Annotated in this window: 18 protein-coding genes; 8 read left to right on the top strand and 10 right to left on the bottom strand. The window is 63.9% G+C overall.

Annotated features, from left to right (window positions below; genetic code table 11):
- Positions 1 to 65: 65 nt before the first annotated feature.
- From ACSQ36_RS14465 to ACSQ36_RS14435, 7 genes are read right to left on the bottom strand one after another with little or no spacing between them, the layout of a single operon-like run.
- Entirely contained in the window at positions 66 to 1,151 is a 1,086-nt protein-coding gene (locus tag ACSQ36_RS14465) for an acyl-CoA dehydrogenase family protein (RefSeq protein WP_436182390.1), read from the bottom strand.
- Positions 1,118 to 2,383 (bottom strand): pyridoxal-dependent decarboxylase, exosortase A system-associated, encoded by a 1,266-nt coding sequence (locus ACSQ36_RS14460; protein ID WP_436182389.1) that lies wholly within the window; start codon positions 2,381 to 2,383, stop codon positions 1,118 to 1,120. Before ACSQ36_RS14460 ends, ACSQ36_RS14465 begins: the two co-directional genes overlap by 34 nt.
- Positions 2,380 to 3,984 (bottom strand): acyl-CoA ligase (AMP-forming), exosortase A system-associated, encoded by a 1,605-nt coding sequence (locus tag ACSQ36_RS14455; protein WP_436182388.1) that lies wholly within the window; start codon positions 3,982 to 3,984, stop codon positions 2,380 to 2,382. Before ACSQ36_RS14455 ends, ACSQ36_RS14460 begins: the two co-directional genes overlap by 4 nt.
- Positions 3,985 to 4,009: 25 nt before the next feature.
- A complete protein-coding gene (locus ACSQ36_RS14450) occupies positions 4,010 to 4,957 on the bottom strand; it encodes a 3-oxoacyl-[acyl-carrier-protein] synthase III C-terminal domain-containing protein (RefSeq protein WP_436182387.1) in 948 nt (315 codons plus the stop codon).
- A gap of 2 nt (positions 4,958 to 4,959) precedes the next feature.
- On the bottom strand, positions 4,960 to 5,976 hold the full coding sequence (locus ACSQ36_RS14445) for a 3-oxoacyl-[acyl-carrier-protein] synthase III C-terminal domain-containing protein (RefSeq protein ID WP_436182386.1): 1,017 nt from the start codon (positions 5,974 to 5,976) through the stop codon (positions 4,960 to 4,962).
- The gene (locus tag ACSQ36_RS14440) at positions 5,960 to 6,238 is read right to left on the bottom strand and encodes an acyl carrier protein (RefSeq protein WP_436182385.1); all 279 of its coding nucleotides are present in this window, start codon (positions 6,236 to 6,238) and stop codon (positions 5,960 to 5,962) included. The genes ACSQ36_RS14445 and ACSQ36_RS14440 overlap by 17 nt, the downstream gene beginning before the upstream one ends.
- Positions 6,228 to 7,526: an acyl-CoA dehydrogenase family protein gene (locus tag ACSQ36_RS14435; protein ID WP_436182384.1), complete on the bottom strand. Its 1,299-nt coding sequence runs from the start codon at positions 7,524 to 7,526 to the stop codon at positions 6,228 to 6,230. The genes ACSQ36_RS14440 and ACSQ36_RS14435 overlap by 11 nt, the downstream gene beginning before the upstream one ends.
- Before the next feature lie 236 nt (positions 7,527 to 7,762).
- On the opposite strand from ACSQ36_RS14435, the gene ACSQ36_RS14430 reads away from it, so the two are divergent.
- The gene (locus ACSQ36_RS14430) at positions 7,763 to 8,599 is read left to right on the top strand and encodes a FadR/GntR family transcriptional regulator (RefSeq protein WP_436182383.1); all 837 of its coding nucleotides are present in this window, start codon (positions 7,763 to 7,765) and stop codon (positions 8,597 to 8,599) included.
- Positions 8,600 to 8,663: 64 nt separating this feature from the next.
- On the opposite strand, the gene ACSQ36_RS14425 is transcribed toward ACSQ36_RS14430, so the two are convergent.
- The 3 genes from ACSQ36_RS14425 to ACSQ36_RS14415 form a co-directional block, all read right to left on the bottom strand.
- Positions 8,664 to 10,079, bottom strand: a complete 1,416-nt coding sequence (locus ACSQ36_RS14425; protein ID WP_436182382.1) for an amidase family protein — start codon at positions 10,077 to 10,079, stop codon at positions 8,664 to 8,666.
- A 332-nt stretch (positions 10,080 to 10,411) separates the two neighbouring features.
- The gene (locus tag ACSQ36_RS14420) at positions 10,412 to 10,741 is read right to left on the bottom strand and encodes a helix-turn-helix domain-containing protein (protein WP_436182381.1); all 330 of its coding nucleotides are present in this window, start codon (positions 10,739 to 10,741) and stop codon (positions 10,412 to 10,414) included.
- A gap of 64 nt (positions 10,742 to 10,805) precedes the next feature.
- Positions 10,806 to 11,156 (bottom strand): helix-turn-helix domain-containing protein, encoded by a 351-nt coding sequence (locus tag ACSQ36_RS14415; RefSeq protein ID WP_436183181.1) that lies wholly within the window; start codon positions 11,154 to 11,156, stop codon positions 10,806 to 10,808.
- A gap of 172 nt (positions 11,157 to 11,328) precedes the next feature.
- Here ACSQ36_RS14415 and urtB point away from each other — a divergent pair, with 172 nt between their 5' ends.
- From urtB to ACSQ36_RS14380, 7 genes are read left to right on the top strand one after another with little or no spacing between them, the layout of a single operon-like run.
- Entirely contained in the window at positions 11,329 to 12,204 is an 876-nt protein-coding gene (gene urtB / locus ACSQ36_RS14410) for an urea ABC transporter permease subunit UrtB (protein ID WP_436182380.1), read from the top strand.
- Positions 12,205 to 12,209: 5 nt separating this feature from the next.
- The gene (locus ACSQ36_RS14405) at positions 12,210 to 13,283 is read left to right on the top strand and encodes a branched-chain amino acid ABC transporter permease (RefSeq protein WP_436182379.1); all 1,074 of its coding nucleotides are present in this window, start codon (positions 12,210 to 12,212) and stop codon (positions 13,281 to 13,283) included.
- Entirely contained in the window at positions 13,283 to 14,017 is a 735-nt protein-coding gene (locus ACSQ36_RS14400) for an ABC transporter ATP-binding protein (protein ID WP_436182378.1), read from the top strand. Before ACSQ36_RS14405 ends, ACSQ36_RS14400 begins: the two co-directional genes overlap by 1 nt.
- The gene (locus tag ACSQ36_RS14395; RefSeq protein WP_436182377.1) at positions 14,004 to 14,747 is read left to right on the top strand and encodes an ABC transporter ATP-binding protein; all 744 of its coding nucleotides are present in this window, start codon (positions 14,004 to 14,006) and stop codon (positions 14,745 to 14,747) included. Before ACSQ36_RS14400 ends, ACSQ36_RS14395 begins: the two co-directional genes overlap by 14 nt.
- An 18-nt stretch (positions 14,748 to 14,765) precedes the next feature.
- Positions 14,766 to 15,944 carry an ABC transporter substrate-binding protein gene (locus tag ACSQ36_RS14390; RefSeq protein ID WP_436182376.1) on the top strand — a complete coding sequence of 393 codons (1,179 nt, stop codon included), beginning with the start codon at positions 14,766 to 14,768 and terminating at the stop codon, positions 15,942 to 15,944.
- Positions 15,945 to 15,998: 54 nt separating this feature from the next.
- A complete protein-coding gene (locus ACSQ36_RS14385) occupies positions 15,999 to 17,429 on the top strand; it encodes an amidase family protein (RefSeq protein ID WP_436182375.1) in 1,431 nt (476 codons plus the stop codon).
- Entirely contained in the window at positions 17,426 to 17,971 is a 546-nt protein-coding gene (locus tag ACSQ36_RS14380) for an amino acid synthesis family protein (RefSeq protein WP_436182374.1), read from the top strand. Before ACSQ36_RS14385 ends, ACSQ36_RS14380 begins: the two co-directional genes overlap by 4 nt.
- The last annotated feature ends 47 nt before the right edge of the window (positions 17,972 to 18,018 follow it).

The raw sequence follows: 18,018 nt of genomic DNA, 5'->3' as shown, positions 1-18,018 counted from the left end.
TCTGGTGCGCGGGTGTTCGTGCCTGACCTTCGCTGCTCACGTCGAATCTCCTGCTGGTGAATGCCTCACGCAGACGCGGTAAATGTCTGCAGCGCGGCCTCGACCTTCATCAACAGCATCGCAAACCAGGGCACCGTCAGGAGCCGTGCAGCTGGCGGGAGGCCTTCCACGTAGCCATGACCACCGCAAAGCTGCACAAGGTTCTGCGCAATGTCCATCGCTTCGGCGGCAACGTGGCGGGCCATTTGCGACACGGGGACGATCTGCGCCTGCGTATCCTGCGCTGCAACCGACCGGAGAACGAGGTGGATGGTGTGCGCTGACACGAGCATGTCGGCGAGCCGGGCAGCGACAAGTTGATGGGCGACGATCGGCTTGCGGAAGGCCTGTCGGGTCACGCTATAGGCAAGAGCGAAGTTAATGCCCTGCTGCACGGCGCCAGAAAGCAGCGTGGCGAGGTAGACTGCTGTATCGACGAGCCACTGCCGTACCGGATCCCGGCCGACGTGGCTCGCGTTCTTGGACACGCCCAAGAGGGGAGCATCGCCAGTGGGCACGGTTGTGTATCGCTCGATGTATAACGCGCCGAGCGCGGCAACGGGAGCGGCCCTTTGGGTGTCCGGCCCTCCAGGCATCGTCGCGAGCACGAGCCGCGGACGTTCATCGTCCATGCGGACCACTATTGCGGGCGATGCCGGATGTTGGCGCAATACCCAGAGGCCCGAAGCATCGATGTCCGGGATACCCAGTGCAATGGATGTGGTGCCGTCGAAGTAATGCTGGATATCCCGATCGGGTAGCCGGTCGAGTGCATCGTATTCGCGCAGCGTCATCAGTGCGGGGCTGCTGAGGGTCAGCTCGGCCGCGCGTTCCAGCGGACCCGCTGCGAACTGTTCAACGACAAGTGCCAGGTCGTGGCGGCTGATTCCCATGCCCCCGGCCTGCTGCGGCAGGATCATCGTCGCGAGGTCGAGCGTCGCAGCGAGCCTGACGCTCTCGCACCACAGGGCAGGGTCCAGTGGACGGCCCAGCAAAGGCTCGAGACGCTCGCGCGCAAACTGCCTTGCGGCAGTAACCTGCCCTCGCTGGTCGTCGCTGAGTGCCCAGGATGGTGGTGTCAGGTCTGCCACAACGGACTCACGGGATGCCATGATGTTTCTCCGGATATCGCGGTGTCTACGAGCATTTCGACGGGTTCGGGATGACTCAGGAAACGTAGCGGGCTGGCCGAGCGCCCGTACGCGCCCGACTGTTTCACCACGACGAAATCGCCGATATGGACCTCGGGAAGTTCAATATCGTCCGCAAGACGGTCGAGCGGCGTGCACAGGCAGCCCACGACGTGACAGCGTTCGCGTGCCACGCCCTCGGGACGGTTTCCGATGATGACCGGAAAGTTACGGCGAAGGACCTGACCGAAGTTGCCGGAGGCAGCGAGGTGATGATGCAGGCCGCCATCCGTGATGACGAAGGTTTTGCCGCGCGAGAGCTTTTGGTCGATCACGCGGCATACGTAGATCCCCGCCTCACCCACCAGGTAACGGCCGAGCTCCAGGATCGGCGTCGTTCCGGGCAGACGTTCGCACAGCCGTGGCAGCCAGTCGTGCATCGCCTCGCAGACTGCCTTCACGTCGAGTGGTGTTTCTCCCGGGAAGTAGGGGATGCCAAAGCCGCCGCCAAGGTTCACGAACCGCAGCGGTTGGGACAGAGCGCTGGCCAGCCTGAAGACGAGTTCAACACTCTGGCGCTGCGCCTCGATGACGGTCGCGGCGTGCAGGCACTGCGAGCCCCAGAAGATGTGAAAACCGGCGAGTCCGACTTCCCGCGCTTCGAGTTCGCGCAGCAGCGCCGGCACCTGGTCGACATCGACGCCGAATGGCGCCGCACCGCCACCCATGCGCATGCCACTCTGCCCGACCTGAAAGTCGGGATTGATGCGGATCGCCACGCTGGGCGGCACGCCGAGCTCCCATCCGAGCGCGGTGACGAGCCGCAGCTGGGTTTGTGATTCAACGTGCACGTTGACTCCGCTGGCGATGGCGCGCCGCAGGTCGTCGTGAGACTTACCCGGCCCGGCAAAGCCGATTGCGGCTGGCGTCGTGCCAGCATCGAGCGCGAGGGCCATCTCCTGTGCCGAGGCGACATCGAAACCGTCGACCCGTGCGGCGAGGTAGTGGACCACGGCGGGCATCGGATTCGCCTTGATCGAGTAGTGGAGGTGTATGCCGGAGGGCAGCAGGCTGCGCAGTTCCCGGATGCGGGCATCGATCGCTGAGCGGTCGTACGCGAAAAACGGGGTGCGCCCGGCGCGCTCGGCCAGCTGGCACACGTCCAGGCCACTGAACCGCAGGCCGGGAGGCCGCCGGATGAAAGTCAGGCTCACGATGATTTCTCCCCAGAAGTGCGCGCAAACGAGGCAAGCCCTGTACGCAACGCCACCCGGTCGAATTTCCCGTTGGGATTGCGTGGAATCTCCGCACAGCTCACGATGTCTCGGGGGACCATGTAACGTGGCAGCCGCTGCATGCACCAGTTGCGCAGATCGTCGACACCTGAGTCACCTGCCAGGACGACGAGCAGCGCGACAGCTTCGCCAAGCTCGTCATCGGGGATACCCAGGGCGACCGCTTCCACGACGAGCCCGCTTGCGTGGATCGTTTCCTCGATTTCTTCCGGGCTGATCCGGTAGCCGGAACTCTTGATCTGGGCGTCATTGCGCGCGATGAAATAGAGATAGCCCTCGTTGTCGCGCCGTACGAGGTCTCCGGACCAGACCGCCACGTCACGTGGCGCGCCACCTGCTTTTGCTTCGGGCGAAGGGCGGTAGCGTTGCGCGGTGCGTGCGGCGTCGTTCCAGTAACCGAGTGTGACGCACGCGCCCACGTGCACCAGCTCGCCGGGTTCGTCGGGCGCGCACGGTGTGCCGCCCTCCCGGACGACGAGGACCCGTGCATTGGGCACGGCCTTGCCGATTGAGTCGGGCCGCCGGTCGACCTGTGCTGGATCGAGAAACGTGGAACGGAACGCCTCGGTCAGCCCGTACATCAGGAAGGGTGCGGCCTGCGGAAACAGCGCCCTGAGTCTCTGCAGTACTGGCAGCGGCAGGCGACCCCCGGTGTTCGCGAAGTAGCGCAGGGTGTTGCGCGGGCCATCCGGCCAGGTCGCGGCTGCGAGTTGCATCCACAGTGGCGGCACACCCGTAATCGCAGTGATGTGTTCCCGCTCGCAAGCAAGGACGGCATCATGTGCAGTGAGGTAATTCAGAAGGACCGCTGTCGCGCCCGCAGACCAGGCTGAGGTCAGCTGGTTTAGCCCCGCATCGAAGCTCAGGGGCAGGACGGCGAGGATGCGGTCAGACGGCTCGTGACGCAGATAGCCGGCCACGCTCCAGGCACCTTCGAGCAGGTTCCGGTGGCTGAGCATCACGCCCTTGGGCAGGCCTGTTGAGCCGGAGGTGTACAGAAGGGCGGCCAGGTCGCTGTCAATCGCCGCTTCGGATGATTCCGGGATCGGGGCATCGTCGGGGCCGGCGGTGTCGGTGCGCGGCCAGCGATGCACCCTGAAGGTGGTCTCCGGGCCGGAAAGTGCCGGGTCGGCCCCGTCGACGAGGATCAGCTCGGTTACCGGCGCAACACCTTCTGCAGCGAGGGGACCGGTGCGCAACCCGGTGGTCACGAGGCACCGGGCGCCGCTGTCGCGAAGCACATGAGCCACCTGGTTTGGTTTCAGGAGCGGATTGACCGGGACGAACACGCAACCCGCCGCGCAAGCGCCGAGCATCGAGACGACGGTCTCGATGCGTTTGTCGAGAAAGATCGCGACGCGCGCGCCTGGAGCCATGCCGAGGGAAGACAATGCCTGCCCGAACGCGTGGCTGCGTCGCAGCAGTTCGTCGTAGGTCACGCGGACATCGCCGCAAACGAGCGCCTGCGCATCAGGTGTGCGGCGTGCTGCCGACTGCACAAGGTCAAGGAGGTTTCTCATGGCCGGGTCGCTATGAAGTTCAGGATCAGTGGCGGATCACCATCGCGCCAAAGCATCCGGCAAGTCCGCTGGAGAACAGCAGGGAGCAGGAACCCGGTTGCCCGTGTGGCGCGGTGTGCAAGTTGATGAACGGGTCTGCGCCGAACACGTGGCCGAGGCGCCCGAAGTTCGCGGTGAAAAGGTACTCCTGTGGTACGGAGAGCATGGTCACGAGGCGGGACCATCCGGGGAGGTTGACGTGGTGGGGCAGGACATGGACGAGTTCATTACTCGTGATGCCTGCCTGTCCCAGTGCCGCACGCATCGTCGTGAATGCCGACCAGTAGTAACGGTCATCCGACACGGGCTGCAGGTCGTCGTCGGTGCCGCGGAAGTAGCGACCGTCCGTATAAAGATGCAGCCCCACGATGCAATTGCGGCCGATACCACGCTCCAGGAGGATTGCGCACGCCCCGTCGCTGTGCAGCGCAAGGTCCTGGATGGCGCGCAGATGATCGCAGCCTGAGCCCATCACATCCGCGCAGACAACGATCGCCCGCTGGATGGGGCGACCTGCGACTGTGAGCACGCGCAGCATGCGGATGGCGGCCATCGGCGAGACGCAATTTTGCTGCATCACCGAAAATGCGATCGCGCGATTCAGTCCCATGCGGGACTGGATGAACGCCGCGGTACTGGCTGGCGGTGCGAGGACGCTGCTCTGGATTGTGTGCGTGTACACGAGTGCATCGATGCTTGCCGGTGTCGTGCCGGTGTCTTCGAGCAGGGCGGCAACCGCTTCGCATGCAAAGGTGAGCGGTGACTGTGCTGTAGCATCGTGGAACTGCTGCACACCGTTGCGCAGCAGTGCACTCGCGCGCGCCTCGGGCAATCCGCAGCGACTTGCCCAGGTGGTCGCATCGACCGTGCGGGACGGAAGGCTGAACGCGATTCCGGACAGGGACAGCATGGCGTCGGGCAGGAGCGCAGACATCGCTAGCTCCCGCGAAACTCGAGGATCGCGCAGGCGGCCTGTCCCTGGAAGCCGGCCGACCACAGCAGGATGCGTTGACCGTCCGCCGGAGCAGCCGACTGCAACAGCATGTCGAGCTGCACGGGCGCGTCTGCGGCACACAGGTACCCGATGTCCCCCGGGTCCGGATACCACATTCGCTCGGCAGGCAGTCGGGCCCGTGCGTTGACCTCACATGCCAGGGTTGCGTTGATACGCGGAGGCACGATCCAGTCAAGTGCGGTGGGTTTCAGGCCCGCCTGCGTACACGTCGTCCCGATGATTTCGACCACGGCCGCTTCGTCGACAAAGGGATCGTGCGGCGGAATGGAAACGGAGGTGAAGGGCGTGCATACCATAACGCTGCGCACGTGCCATCCGGGTCCGGCGTGGCGCCTGATCAGCACGGCGGCCGCCCCATCACCCAATGCGGCCAGCGAACCGGTCTGGCGGGAGAATGGCGGCAGCCAGCGTTCAGCCGCGACGATCAGTGCGGTGTACATGCGCTCTTCGCTGGCCATCATGTCGGCCGCCACCTGCAGCGCAAGAAAGAACGACACGCCCTGGAGCTGTCCGATCGCGAACGGCACGCCCGTCGATCCCAGTTCGCTGTGCAGGCGACCCGCGCACGAGAGCGCGAGATCGTGCTCGAAACTTGTCGCACAGACGAGAATCTGATCCGGCGCGAGTTTGTCTTTCCCGGGGCACCGCCGGATAGCTTCCCTCGCTACCGTCGAGGCCATTTCCGAGAGGAGGTGGTGCGGCTCGCTGGCGACGCGCACCGACTTCGACGAATGATCGACGGGACCGGGGCCTGCCACCTCGCGGCTCCAGCGCAGCGTATCGGCATACACTGATCGCATGATGGTTTCCCGCGCGGATGCAGGCGTGGCCGCTGGCTGCTGGAACGCCACGTCGGGCTGCACGCGCGCTTGCGGGACGTACCGCGCGGTGGCCGCGATGCATGCTCGCTCGCGAACGTGGTTAGTTGCGACGGACATGGGATTCCACGAAGGAGACGAGGTTGCCGAAACGCATGAACAGATCGGCAGAGAGATCCTCCGGCGCGAGCGTGAAGCCAAAACGCTGCTCGAGTTGAAGAAGCAGGTCTGTCATGTTCATGGAGTCGACGCCGACATCGAACAGGTTCGTGTCGTCCGCGATCAGGTCCGCAGCCATCGTGCTGCCGATGGCCGACAGCAGGCATGACCTGATGGTGGCTGCGATTTCCTCGCGTCGGGGGGCGTGCGTGTTATGCGTCATGAGATGTCTCCTGCCCGGATCGGTGGGCGTTGGATATGTCAGGCGCGCTGGAGCAGTCGCCAGGTACGTCCGTAATGTCCCACGGACGTGCCGTCGATCGCTGCGCTGCCCGCGCGATCATGAGTCGCTGCAGGTCGCCGGTACCTTCCATGATGTCGAATGCCCTGGCATCCCGGTAACCTTGCTCAAGTGACGGACAGGCGGCGATGCCGTCGATACCGGCGAGGTCCATTGCAGCGCGCGTCACCCGTGCGGCCACACGCGAGGCGAACGCTTTGGTCATGGAGGAATCCATTGACGTTGCGATGCCTTGATCCGCTTTCCAGGCCGTGCAGTGACAAAGCAACCATGCGGCCGCGATCTGGCGATCGATATCGAGCAGGGACGCCTCCACGCTGGCCACGCCTCGATGCCTGTCCGCGGGCGTGCCGCCCGCATCGAGCCAGACCGCAAGGTCCGCGCGTACCCGCCGGCAGGTACCGACCATGACTGCGGAAAGCAGTGGCCTGAAGTAGTCCCAGGACCGCTGTGCACCCGAGAATGCGTCATCGAGCGGCTTTTGGTCGCCGCGGGCGAGCAGCGCGTCATCGGTGACCTCGCAGTCGGTGTACGAGAGCACGGCAAGCTGGGTCGCGCGCAGGCCAGCCATGCGCTCGATGCGCGACACCGTGAATCCCGGTGTATTGCAGTCCACGAGGAATGCACGGATACCGTAGCGGCCCATCTGCCGGTTGATCGTTGCAAACGTGATCACGCAGTCGGCGCGCGCACCGTTCGTGATAAAGCACTTTGTTCCATTCAGGACCCAGCCACGGCCGGTCTTTCTTGCGCTGGTACGCATGGCAGTCGCGTCGGAACCACAGTCGGGCTCGGTGATGGCGAAGGCTCCCCAACGCGGCGCGTCGGATTCGAATCGCCCGAAGAACCGCTCGCGCTGCTCAGCCGAAGCGAGCGCGACGACAGGTGGCATGGCGAGCCCCGGGCCCGGCAAAGCAAGCGCCAGGCTTGCGTCGGCTTCACCGAGGTAGGCCATCAATGTCGCCTGCGCCACGAGGGACTGGAGGGCCGGGCAGCCCCCGTGGCCGGCAGGCACGAGGTTCATGTTCAGGGCCCGCACGTCATCTGGGCGCCAGGGAGGACCTCCGATCTTGCCGGTTGCGTCCGATTCGCTACTTACGGCGCGCATGCTCCTGGCGAGCCGTTCGAGATCGAGTCCCCGATCCGCGAGAGCTCTTCCGATGTACTCGATCGCATGGACTTGTTGTGACGTCGGTTCGTCTCGGGTCATGACCTGGTTCCCAAAATGGTGCGCGTGCGCCGAGGCGTGGCGTGCACCGGAATCACGGGGCGCTTGCCCGCGTGCCGTTCGTCTAGAGCGTAGGAGCATGAACGTCGCATCGCTACCCCCGAACATTAGGAGGGCGTTGGCCGGCGTGACGTGGCGTAACGGCGGCCATGTCGCCAGTAGATGACCGATAATGATGTCCCTACCGAACGATGATTGGCCAACTACGGGTGTGACGAATGGCAGGGCGAAAACAGACGACAGCAAAAAAGCCGTTGCTGCAGCCGGACAACAGGGGGCCGCGCACGACCAAGCGGGGCGATCAGGTGGCCGAGCTCATCAAGAGCTGGATTAACGATGGCAAGGTGCGTCCGGGCGTACGGTTGAACAAGGAAGCCGAGCTTCAGGACCTGTTCAAGGTCAGTCGGGGCTCGATGCGGGAGGCCTTGAAGGCACTGGAGGTGCAGGGCCTGGTGAGCCTGAGCACGGGACCGGATGGAGGCGCGACGATCACGCGCGTGCCGTTTGCGCGCGCATTCCAGTCGTTGCAGAACTATCTGTTTTTCGAGAGCATCAGTCTGGAGGACATTTACGGCGTGCGGCGCGTGCTGGAGCCGCTACTTGCGGCAGGCGCGGTGGAGTATCTGACGGACGCGGACCTGGACGCGCTGGAGCGTAGCGTGGAGGTGTGCGAGCCGTTTGTCGCAAGTCACGAACATGCGCTTGACCAGCGACACGAGGAGATCCATTTTCATGATGTGCTGGCGGCTGCTAACCCGAATGCATTCCTTCGCTGCGTGTGCCAGATCATCAACCAGATGCTGCACAGCCTGGTGATCGTGGCGGGCAACGTCACTCAGCAGGAATACCAGGCGTTCGGGCGGCAGACCGTCGCCGCGCACCGGGCGATTCTGGATGCAGCAAGGCGGCGCGACGCCGGTGAGGTGGAGAAGCTCATGGCGGCGCACATGGACGAGGCGGAAGCGCAGCTTCGCAAGGTGCATGCAGCGTTACGGCAAAAGCTGGTACTGGATTCGGATCTTGGTCTGCATGCGGGCAGGAAGGGCGGTTCGTGATACGACGAGCGGGCCCCCTTCCGGCAGGCCAGGATGTCCACCAGACGCAAGGTTTTCAGTGCGCTTAACCGCCAGCAACGGATGAGGAAAGTGTACGTGCCAGCTCGGCGAATGGGGCCCTTCCAAAGGCGAGTTCGAGAATGTGGCTTGCCCAGAGCACGAGTGCATCCGCGTGACGGCCTCCGACGATCTGTATACCGACGGGCAGGCCTTCCGAGGTTGTGCCCGCGTAGAGGCTGGCAGCGGGAAGCCCGAGCTGATTGCACCACGCGGTGAAGTGGGGGAACAGTTCGTCACTGCTCTGGAGTTCGGTGAGTCGCATGGCCATGCGCGGATAAACCGGACAGATGACGAGATCGTACCGTTCGAAGAATGCGTTGACGCCGGCGCCAAGCTCGCCCCTCTCGATCAGCGCGCCAAGTAACGCTTGTCGCGATATTCCGGCGCCTGCGTCGGAGTAGGCACGCAATGACGGATCGAGTGCAGCACCGCCGTCGGCCATGCCTTCGGTGAGCTGGCGGCAGCATGCCGGCCAGAGGGTCGCGTGGATTGCATTACAGCGATCGATATCAGGCGGGTCGTCCTGCTGGACCCACGCGCCGAGCTGACGCAGGGTATTGGCCGCCCGTATCACCGCATCGTGGATAGCGGCTTCGGGCGTGACGGCGAGCCCAAGAGACGGACTATAGGCAATACGGATGCCGCCGGGCGCCGGCTTGCACTTGAGACCCAGTTCGTAGTCGCTGGCGTCAAATGGCAACGCGTACCAGTCGCGGCTGTCAGGCCGGCTGATCACGGTCAGGATGCGCGCGGCATCTGCTACGCACCGGGTCATGGGGCCGATATGGCTCAACAGGCCAAACGGGCCGCGCGGGGCATGCGGGACGCGTCCGAAGCTTGGTTTGAAGCCGAACGTGCCGGTGAAAGCGGCGGGAATCCGGATGGACCCGCCACCGTCGGTGCCGATCGCCGCTGGCGCCATGCCGAGCGAGACGGCGGCGGCAGCACCGCCGCTGCTCCCGCCTGGCGTGCGCTCCATATCCCAGGGATTGCGTGTCACGCCCGTGAGCGGACTGTCGGTGACGATCTTGTGGGCGAAATCGGGCAGGGTGGTCTTGGCAAAGCAGATTGCTCCTGACTCGCGAAGTCTCGCCACGCATGGACTGTCGTGGGACGCCGGTACTTCGTCCGTAACCCGCGAGCCATATCGCGTGGCGAGGCCCGAGACGGCGACGTTGTCCTTGATGCTGACGGGCACGCCGTCGAGGGGGCCGAGGGGCCGTTTGCGATGCCATCGTGTCTCGGACGCCCGCGCCATGTCGAGTGCATCCTCGGCTATCCGGCAGAAGGCATTCACTGTGGGGTCGAGTCGCTCAATGCGGTGAAGCACGGCGTTCATGACTTCCACTGGCGAGGTGCCACCCCCCACATAAAGCGCATGGAGCTCCTGCACTGTCAGATCACACATGTCACTGCTCATGCCCTCTCCTATTTAATCATCATAAATAGAAAATAGGAGAGGTGTTGACCTATGTCAAGTATTCCATGTATGACAAATAATTGGGGTAAACGAGCAATTCCGCGGCGTTGACACGCTCGTTTTGAGGATGTAAATTTAATGATAATAAATTGCGAGAAAGCGCGATACCGACGAAGCGTTAGTCTCGGGACGGGAGTTCGACGGACATTGTGTTGCGGCGTCACGAAGAATTTCGCCCGGATTGTTGTTCAATCAAGGTCGGTGTTGCGATCGAAGCAGCGGCGCAGCCATCGCGCCGTAAGCGCTGGCCGCGAGACTCAGGAATTCTTAGTTTATTCCTGCGCGAGTTTTTCTGCACTGTCGAGGAGGGCTTTTTTCTTTTCCTTGCTGAGCCTGCCCGCGATTGCCAGCAGGCTCGCGAGCAGGTCGTCCTCCTCGTAGAGGAAACCGGTGGGGACAAGGAGTGCGCGCGCCAGGCGCTGACCCGTCTGTATAGCAGGGGTGTGCTTGCCCTTTTCGTACTGGTTCACGCGGGTACTGGCGGAGAACTCGTCAATGCCTGCATGGATGCCAAGCTGCTCCTGGGTGAGGCCCGAGCGCAGCCGCGCTTGTTTCAAGCGTCTGGGGAAAACGGCATCAGGGGTGGGTGTATCGTGCGGCATCCGGTGAGTTTCCCGGATTCGCTCAGGGATTTTACTAAGTAATTCTTAGTTAGGAGATTAAGCATTACTTTGCCTTTCGGATTATGGAAGATGGTTGTGCCAGCGCCTCGGCATTCGTGAGGAGGATATTCTTCTTTCCCCGCGTGAGTCGGGCCGCAATTGCAAGGAGGGCTGCAAGCAGATCGTCCTCCTCGTAGAGAAAAGACGTCGGGACGTGCAGCGCCCTAGCCAGACGCTGGCCCACTGTGAGAGGGGGCATGTGCTTGCCTCTCTCGTACTGGTTGATGCGGGCACTGGCTGAAAATTCGTTGATGCCGGCGTGGATGCCGAGCTGTTCCTGGGTCAGGCCCGAGCGTAACCGGGCCTGACCCAGGCGTCTGGCAAAAACAGAGGATGTCGCTTGATTACTCGGAATCCTCGGAGTTTCTGGGAATTTCTCGTCGTCTATACTAAGAATTTCTTAGTATAGATCCTAAGCAATTCTTTGGGTGATGACGGGCAGCGCGTCCGGACTGAAAAGCCGTTCGTTTGCCAGTTGCACGGATGGGCGTGACGCCCCGCAGATATGAAGACCTGGACCTATGCCAATGACGACGATTCTGAACATTCTTGGTTACGTGAGCATTCTGGCGCTGGTGGCGCTTGGGCTTGCCATCATATTCGGCATGATGGACATCGTGAACCTTGCACATGCCGAGTGGGTCACGATCGGCGCTTACACACTGGCTGTTGTGCAGGCGGTCGCCGGGAAGGAGGCGTTCTGGGTCGCATTGCTGGCGGCACCTTTAACCGGGGCACTCCTCGGATGGTGCCTCGAGCGTTTCATCATCCGGTTTCTCTACGACCGGCCACTGGATACCCTTCTCGCGACCTACGCGGTCAGCCTGATCCTGCAGAAGGCACTCGAACTCATCTTCGGCACGCAGCCGATGCTGGTGTACGCGCCGTTAGACGGAGCGGTTTCGGTCCCCGGGGGGAGCTATCCAGCCTACCGGATCTTCGTGATCGCTGTCGCGCTCATCGTAACAGCAGGGTGCTGGCTGCTTTTCGCCCGCACGCGCTTTGGTATGCAGTTGCGTGCCGTGATCCAGCACCCGGCGATGGCCGAGGCCACCGGCATCGACACCCGACGCCTGAATCGCATTGCGTTCTGCGGCGGCGCGGCGCTTGCCTCACTCGCTGGTGTGCTCGTTGCGCCCATGGTTTCGGTGGAATCGCATCTGGGCGTCTCGTATCTCGCCAAGGCTTTCTTCGTCATTGTGCTGGGCGGCATCGGCTCGATTGCGGGCAGCATCCTGGGCAGTGCAGTCATCGGCACGGCCGAGACGCTGCTGGGTTATCGCGTCGATCCCTCGCTCGCATCAGCCGTGGTGCTGGTCCTCTCCATCGTGGTGATCCGGTTCAGGCCGCAGGGCCTGATTCCGGGATTCAGCGCGGCCCATCATCTTCTCGGTAAAGGATAAAACGTATGTCTGAAAAACACGCAGCCGGCCTGCGTCTGTGGCTCGCACAGCCGGCTCTCGGTCCCAAGGATGCACAGCCCCTGCTGATGTGGGGTGCGGCAGTGATAGCGGCTGCAATCCTGCCGTTGTTCGTGGGCCCCTGGCTGCTCTCGACCGTGCGTGATGCGCTGGTCATGGGGATTCTCGCGTTGAGTTATGACCTGCTCTGGGGCCGCGCCGGGGTGCTTACGCTCGGGCACACCACGTTTCTCGGTCTGGGCGCGTATGGATTTGCCGTGGCGACCGTACAGTTTGGACAGGCACCCGTGACAGGGCTCGCGGCGGGCGTGCTCTGCGCTGCGGGTGTCGCCGCAGTGGTGGGTTATTTCCTGCTCTTTGCGGGCGTCAGGCTTCACTTCTTTGCGATCATCAGCTTGGCCGTGCTGATCGTCGCGCAGCAGCTCGCCGTCAGCTGGCAGTCGGTCACGGGAGGAGACACGGGAATCCTCGGCATCCCCGGACTGTTGGTGGGCGTAGGCGCTCACGCATTTGATCTGGGTGGTCCCCGCGCGTCCTGGTACGCCGTGGCCGTGGTGCTCCTCGGAGCGATAGCCCTGACGTGGTTCGTGTGCCGCAGCCACTACGGCAAAGTGCTCGATGCGATCGCAACCAATGAATGGCGGGCGAAGGCATGCGGGTATCACACCTCGTTTCATCTGCTGTCTGTTTTCGTCGTGTCAGCAGTGCTGGCGGCTATCGCCGGGGGGCTGATGGCGTCCTGCTCGGGCGTGGTGGCGCCCGACGTCTTCTCGCCGCTGCTGGCGACCGAGGTCATTCTCTGGGTGGCCATCGGCGGGCGGGGCAGAACGGGTGGCCCTGTCATCGCCGCGGTCGTTCTGACGCTCCTTAAGCAGACCATCGCCAGCTACAGCACGGACGGTTGGCCACTGATCCTCGGTGGCCTGTTTCTCGCCTGCGTGCTCTTCATGCCGAACGGCGTGCGTGTTGGTGGTCTCGCGGCGGCCATACGCCGCATCCTGAGAGCGAAATTGAACGGGCCGCTGCTTCACCGCACGAGCCACGCACAGGAGGAACGGTAATGGACGCCCATTTTCTACAGGGCATCGGTCTGTCGCGCGCGTTCGGTGGAATCAACGCCGTGGCGGGTGTGGACATCACGATCGCCCCACGCGATCTGCTGTGCGTGATTGGCCCGAACGGGGCCGGCAAGAGCACGCTGGTCGGTCTGCTCTCAGGTGCCATTGCACCCGGTACAGGCGAACTGTATCTCGACGGCAAACGGATGACGGGCCGACCGATGCACGTATTCAGTCGGCGCGGCGTGGTGCGCAAGTTCCAGGGCACCAACACCTTCCTCACGATGACAGTGCGCGACAACCTGGTGGTGGCCGGTCTCGGGGTTGCGGCTTACCGGGCTTCGCCGATGCCCGATCCCGATGCGGTGCTGGAGGAGGTGGGTCTGTCCGGGCAGGCGCGTGAGCTCGCCTCGCATCTGCCGCACGGCGAGCGGCAGTGGCTCGAAATAGGCATGGCGATCATGTGTCAGCCCGCCTTGCTGCTGCTCGACGAACCTGCAGCCGGTCTGTCCGCGAAGGACGCGCAGCGTCTGGTGGGCCTTATTCACCGGTTGCGCGAGCGATGTGCGGTACTCGCCATCGAACACGACCTGGGCTTCGTGCAGTCTCTCGCATGTGAGACGTGGGTCATGCACCGGGGAGAGGTCGTTCGACGGGGATCGTATGCGCAGATCGCGGACGACGAGGAGATCCGCCGCATCTATCTGGGGCGGGGGGCGACACATGCTGCGCATTGATAATCTGTGCGCCGGATATGGGGACGTGGATGTGGTTCACAACCTCACGCTGGACGTGCTGCCCAACGAGGTGGTCGGTGTGCTGGGATGCAACGGCGCGGGCAAAACGACCCTGGTGAAGGCGATCATGGGATTGCTACCGCGCGTGAGCGGGGAGGTTTCTTTCCTCGGGCAGCCGGTCACAGGCCTGCGCACGCATGAGATTGCACGCCGGGGCATCGGACTTGTACCGCAGGGACGCTGGATCTTTCCGAAACTGACCGTGCGCGAGAACCTCCTCATGGGCACGCAGGCTGCGGGTGGCGCCGGCATCCTCGACGAGGTGTTCGATTACTTCCCGGTCCTGAAGGCGCGCCTGTCGCAGCAGGGCGGCACGCTCTCCGGTGGCGAGCAGCAGGTTCTCGCCATCGCACGCGCCCTGTGCGGACGTCCGAAGCTGCTGCTGCTGGATGAACCCTCCGACGGCGTACAGCCCAATCTGGTCGAGCGTATCGGCGAGGTGATCCCGGAGCTCTGCCGCCGCTCAAAGCTGGCCGTGCTCCTCGTCGAGCAGAACCTTGACCTTGTCCTGCAGAGCGCCAGGCGTTGCATCGTGCTGAGCAACGGCCGGCTCGTGCATGCCGGCATCGTTGAACCGCAATCGGGCGACACGGGCGAACACCCGCTCGCGCGCTACCTGTCCCCGGCGGCGGAGCTCGCGCCGGAATTCCATCATGAAAACATCCAGTGAAATCCAGTGAGAAAAAGTATGAACCGTCGTGACTTTTCCCGAACCGTGCTGCTTGGCGCTGCCGCCTCCCTCGCCGCATCGGCTGTCTCTCCGTTCGCACGCGGGGCGGACCCATTGAAGATCGGCCTGCTGGCACCGCTGAGCGGGCCCCTCACGCGCGTGGGGCAGACCAACCGTAACTGCGCCGCACTGGCTGTCGACGAGATCAACGCGGCGGGCGGACTGCTTGGGCGGCCCCTGCAACTGAGCGTCGAGGACACGCAGATGTCCACGGCAGTCACGCTCGAGAAGGCGCGGCAGCTCTTCATGCGTGACGACGTCGCGATGATCACGGGCATGGTGCTTCCGTCGGAGCGCGAAGCCGCTCTCCAGGCGGCAAGAGCCGCGCGAAAACTGGTCGTCTATCCGAACTTCGACGAAGGACGGTGCGACCCGCAACTGCTCACGACGGGGCTTGCCGCGAGCCAGCGGATCGAGCCACTCATTACGTGGCTCATGCGCGGCGGTGGACGTTCCGTCTGTGCGGTCGTCTCGGACATCGGCAGCAACCGGAAGGTGCTGATCCCGCAGTTGCAGGCGGCCGTGGCGCGCCACGGCGGGAAATTCCTCGAAGTCTACTGGCTACCCTTCGGCACACGCGACTACGGTGCGGTTCTGCAACGGGTCGCCAGTGCCAGTCCGCAGATCGTGTGGCACAGCATCGGCGATGACCCCGTGACGTTCGTGAAGCAGTACCGGTCATTCGCCATGAAACCGCAGCTCGTGACGGACATTGCGCACGAATCGCTGTCGATTGCGACCACGGGCGCCTCGACCGGCACCATCGGCGTGTCGTCTTACTTCATGAGCATCGACAATCCGGAAAACCAGGCGTTCCTCACGCGCTATACGGCCCGCTACGCCGATGCACGCGATCCCCGGCTGGGCCGTTATGCCGTCGTGTTGCCGCACGGCGAGAACACCTACGCGGGGATTCGTCTCTTTGCCGAGGCCGTCAGGTCGGCCGGGAGCATCGACGCCAACCGCCTCAAGGCCGCACTGCCTGCCATCTCCGTCGCACTGCCGCGCGGCAGGACCGGGGTGAGCCACGACGGCGGCCACGTGCTTTGCCAGACCCGGATCGGCCAGGCACTCGCCGATAACAGCTTTTCGATCCTCGATTCCATTGGCCCCGTCACGCCCGTCTGCGAGGGATAGACGCAGCCCTCCTGCATATCGGATTTTTACGAATTAAAAAATAAGGACTACATAGTGAATGACCTTCTAACGTTAAGTGCCACTCAACTGGTTGCAGGCTTCCGGCAGCGGAGCCTCTCGCCGGTGGAGGTCATGTGCGCGGTGCTGGACGGGGTGACGAAGCTCGATCCCGTCGTCAATGCGTTCTGCGCGCTCGACGAGGAAGGGGCAATGTCGGCGGCCAGCGACGCCGAGCGCAGGTGGGGGCGGGGCGAGCCGTGCGGTCCGCTCGATGGCGTGCCTGTCTCGGTCAAGGATCTTGTCGCGGTAGCGGGATTTCCCACGCGGCACGGCTCATGGACGTCATCGCCGGAACGCGAAAGCGAGGATGCGCTGGCTGTGGCGAGACTGCGGCTTGCGGGCGCCATAGCGTTTGGCAAGACAACGACCGCAGAGTTTGGCAACAAGATCGTCACCGATTGTCCGCTGACCGGTGCTACCCGCAATCCGTGGGACACGCGGCTCTCGTCCGGGGGCAGCAGCGGTGGATCTGCGGTGGCGGTTGCGTTGGGCATGGGAGCGTTGTCGCTCGCGACCGACGGGGGCGGGTCAATCCGGATTCCAGCTTGCTGGAGCGGTGTGGTTGGGTTCAAGCCAACGTTCTCGCTCGTACCGGCCGGTAAAGCAGCGTCATGGACTGCGCTGTCAACGCTCGGGCCGATCGCACGCAACGTGCACGATGCCGCGCTCATGCTCAGTGTAATGGCGCATGAGGGTTTCGACCGGCATTCAGGCATTGGCGGCAGTTCGGATCACTGCGCCGATTATTGTGCGGGGCTCGACGATGGCGTCGCAGGCCTTCGCGTTGCGTACTGTGCGGCTCCAGCCAGCGTGCGCATCGAGCCGGCTATCGAAAACTGTGTCAGGCAGGCGGCCGGTGTCCTTGAGGCGCTTGGCGCGCGGGTTGTCGAAAGCGACGTGACACCGCTTGCGGACTATTACGGCGATGGGCACATGCATTCGGTGCAGTGGTCAGTGTTCTTCGCGCAGCGTGTCCGGCATATGGAGGCCGCCGACCGGACACTGCTCGACCCCGATCTCAAGGCGCTTGCCAACGCAGGCGAACTGGTGGATACCGCAACCTTCGCTGATGCACTGCTTGCGCGTCATGCCCTCACGGCGGCGATGGAGATGTTCTTTCAGCGTTACGACCTGCTGGTCATGCCGACGTTCCACTGCGGTCCGCCGCCCGTGCCGGGCTTGCCTGCCGGTTTGCGTATGGCACCCGCCCTGACTGCCTGGTGTAACCAGACCGGGCTGCCTGCGGTGAGTGTGCCCTGCGGGTTTGCAGAAGGAGTGCCAACCGGCGTGCAGATCATCGGTCGGCGGGGCGGCGATGCCCTGGTTCTGCGGGCAGCGCGGGCGTACGAGGCAGCGAGGGGAGCGTTCCCGACACCAGACGTAATGCTGGAGCGTCCGGCAGACGGGATGGAGGCGCAGCCATGAGCCCGCAGGTTACGAGGGTGGTCGTTCACCTGGTCGAGCGATATGCAGAACTCGGTGTGCCGGTCGTGCCGCCGCACCGCCAAGCTGTCGCGGCTGCCGTGCTGAAGATTGCAGATGAGGGCACGGATGGCGCACTGGAGACGCTTTACGCGACGGGTGCCGAACTCGGAGCGCTCCTCACCGGGCGCGCGCTGCAGGTGCTGGGGTGCGCGCCAGCCGACATCCAGGGCTACGGGAAAGGGGCGCTGGTGGGCATCGGGGTGTCACTGGAGTGTGGCGCGGCGCTGCTTCATCCGCGGCTGGGCAAGGCGGTGCGTGAATGCCTGCCCGGTGCGACCACGATCATGCCGTCGGTGACGAAACGCGCCGCAGCGGGCGCCTGTCTCGATGTACCCACGCACGGCGTTGCCGATATGTGGAGCTTCGACCATTTCGACACGGTGTCCCTGTCAGTGCCCGACTCACCGGGGCCGGACGAGGTGCTGGTTGCGATCGCACTGGCCGAGCGCGGCAGACCGCTTGCGCGCGTGAGGCCGGGCTGAGACCCGGTTGGGGGGCGTGCCCGGCAAAAGGCGAAACCGCAGGACAG

The organism is Caballeronia sp. LjRoot34, from assembly GCF_964253815.1.
Taxonomy (GTDB): domain Bacteria; phylum Pseudomonadota; class Gammaproteobacteria; order Burkholderiales; family Burkholderiaceae; genus Caballeronia.
The sequence above is the reverse complement of the archived record's forward strand: the minus strand, read 5'-3'. Positions and strand labels throughout refer to the sequence as shown.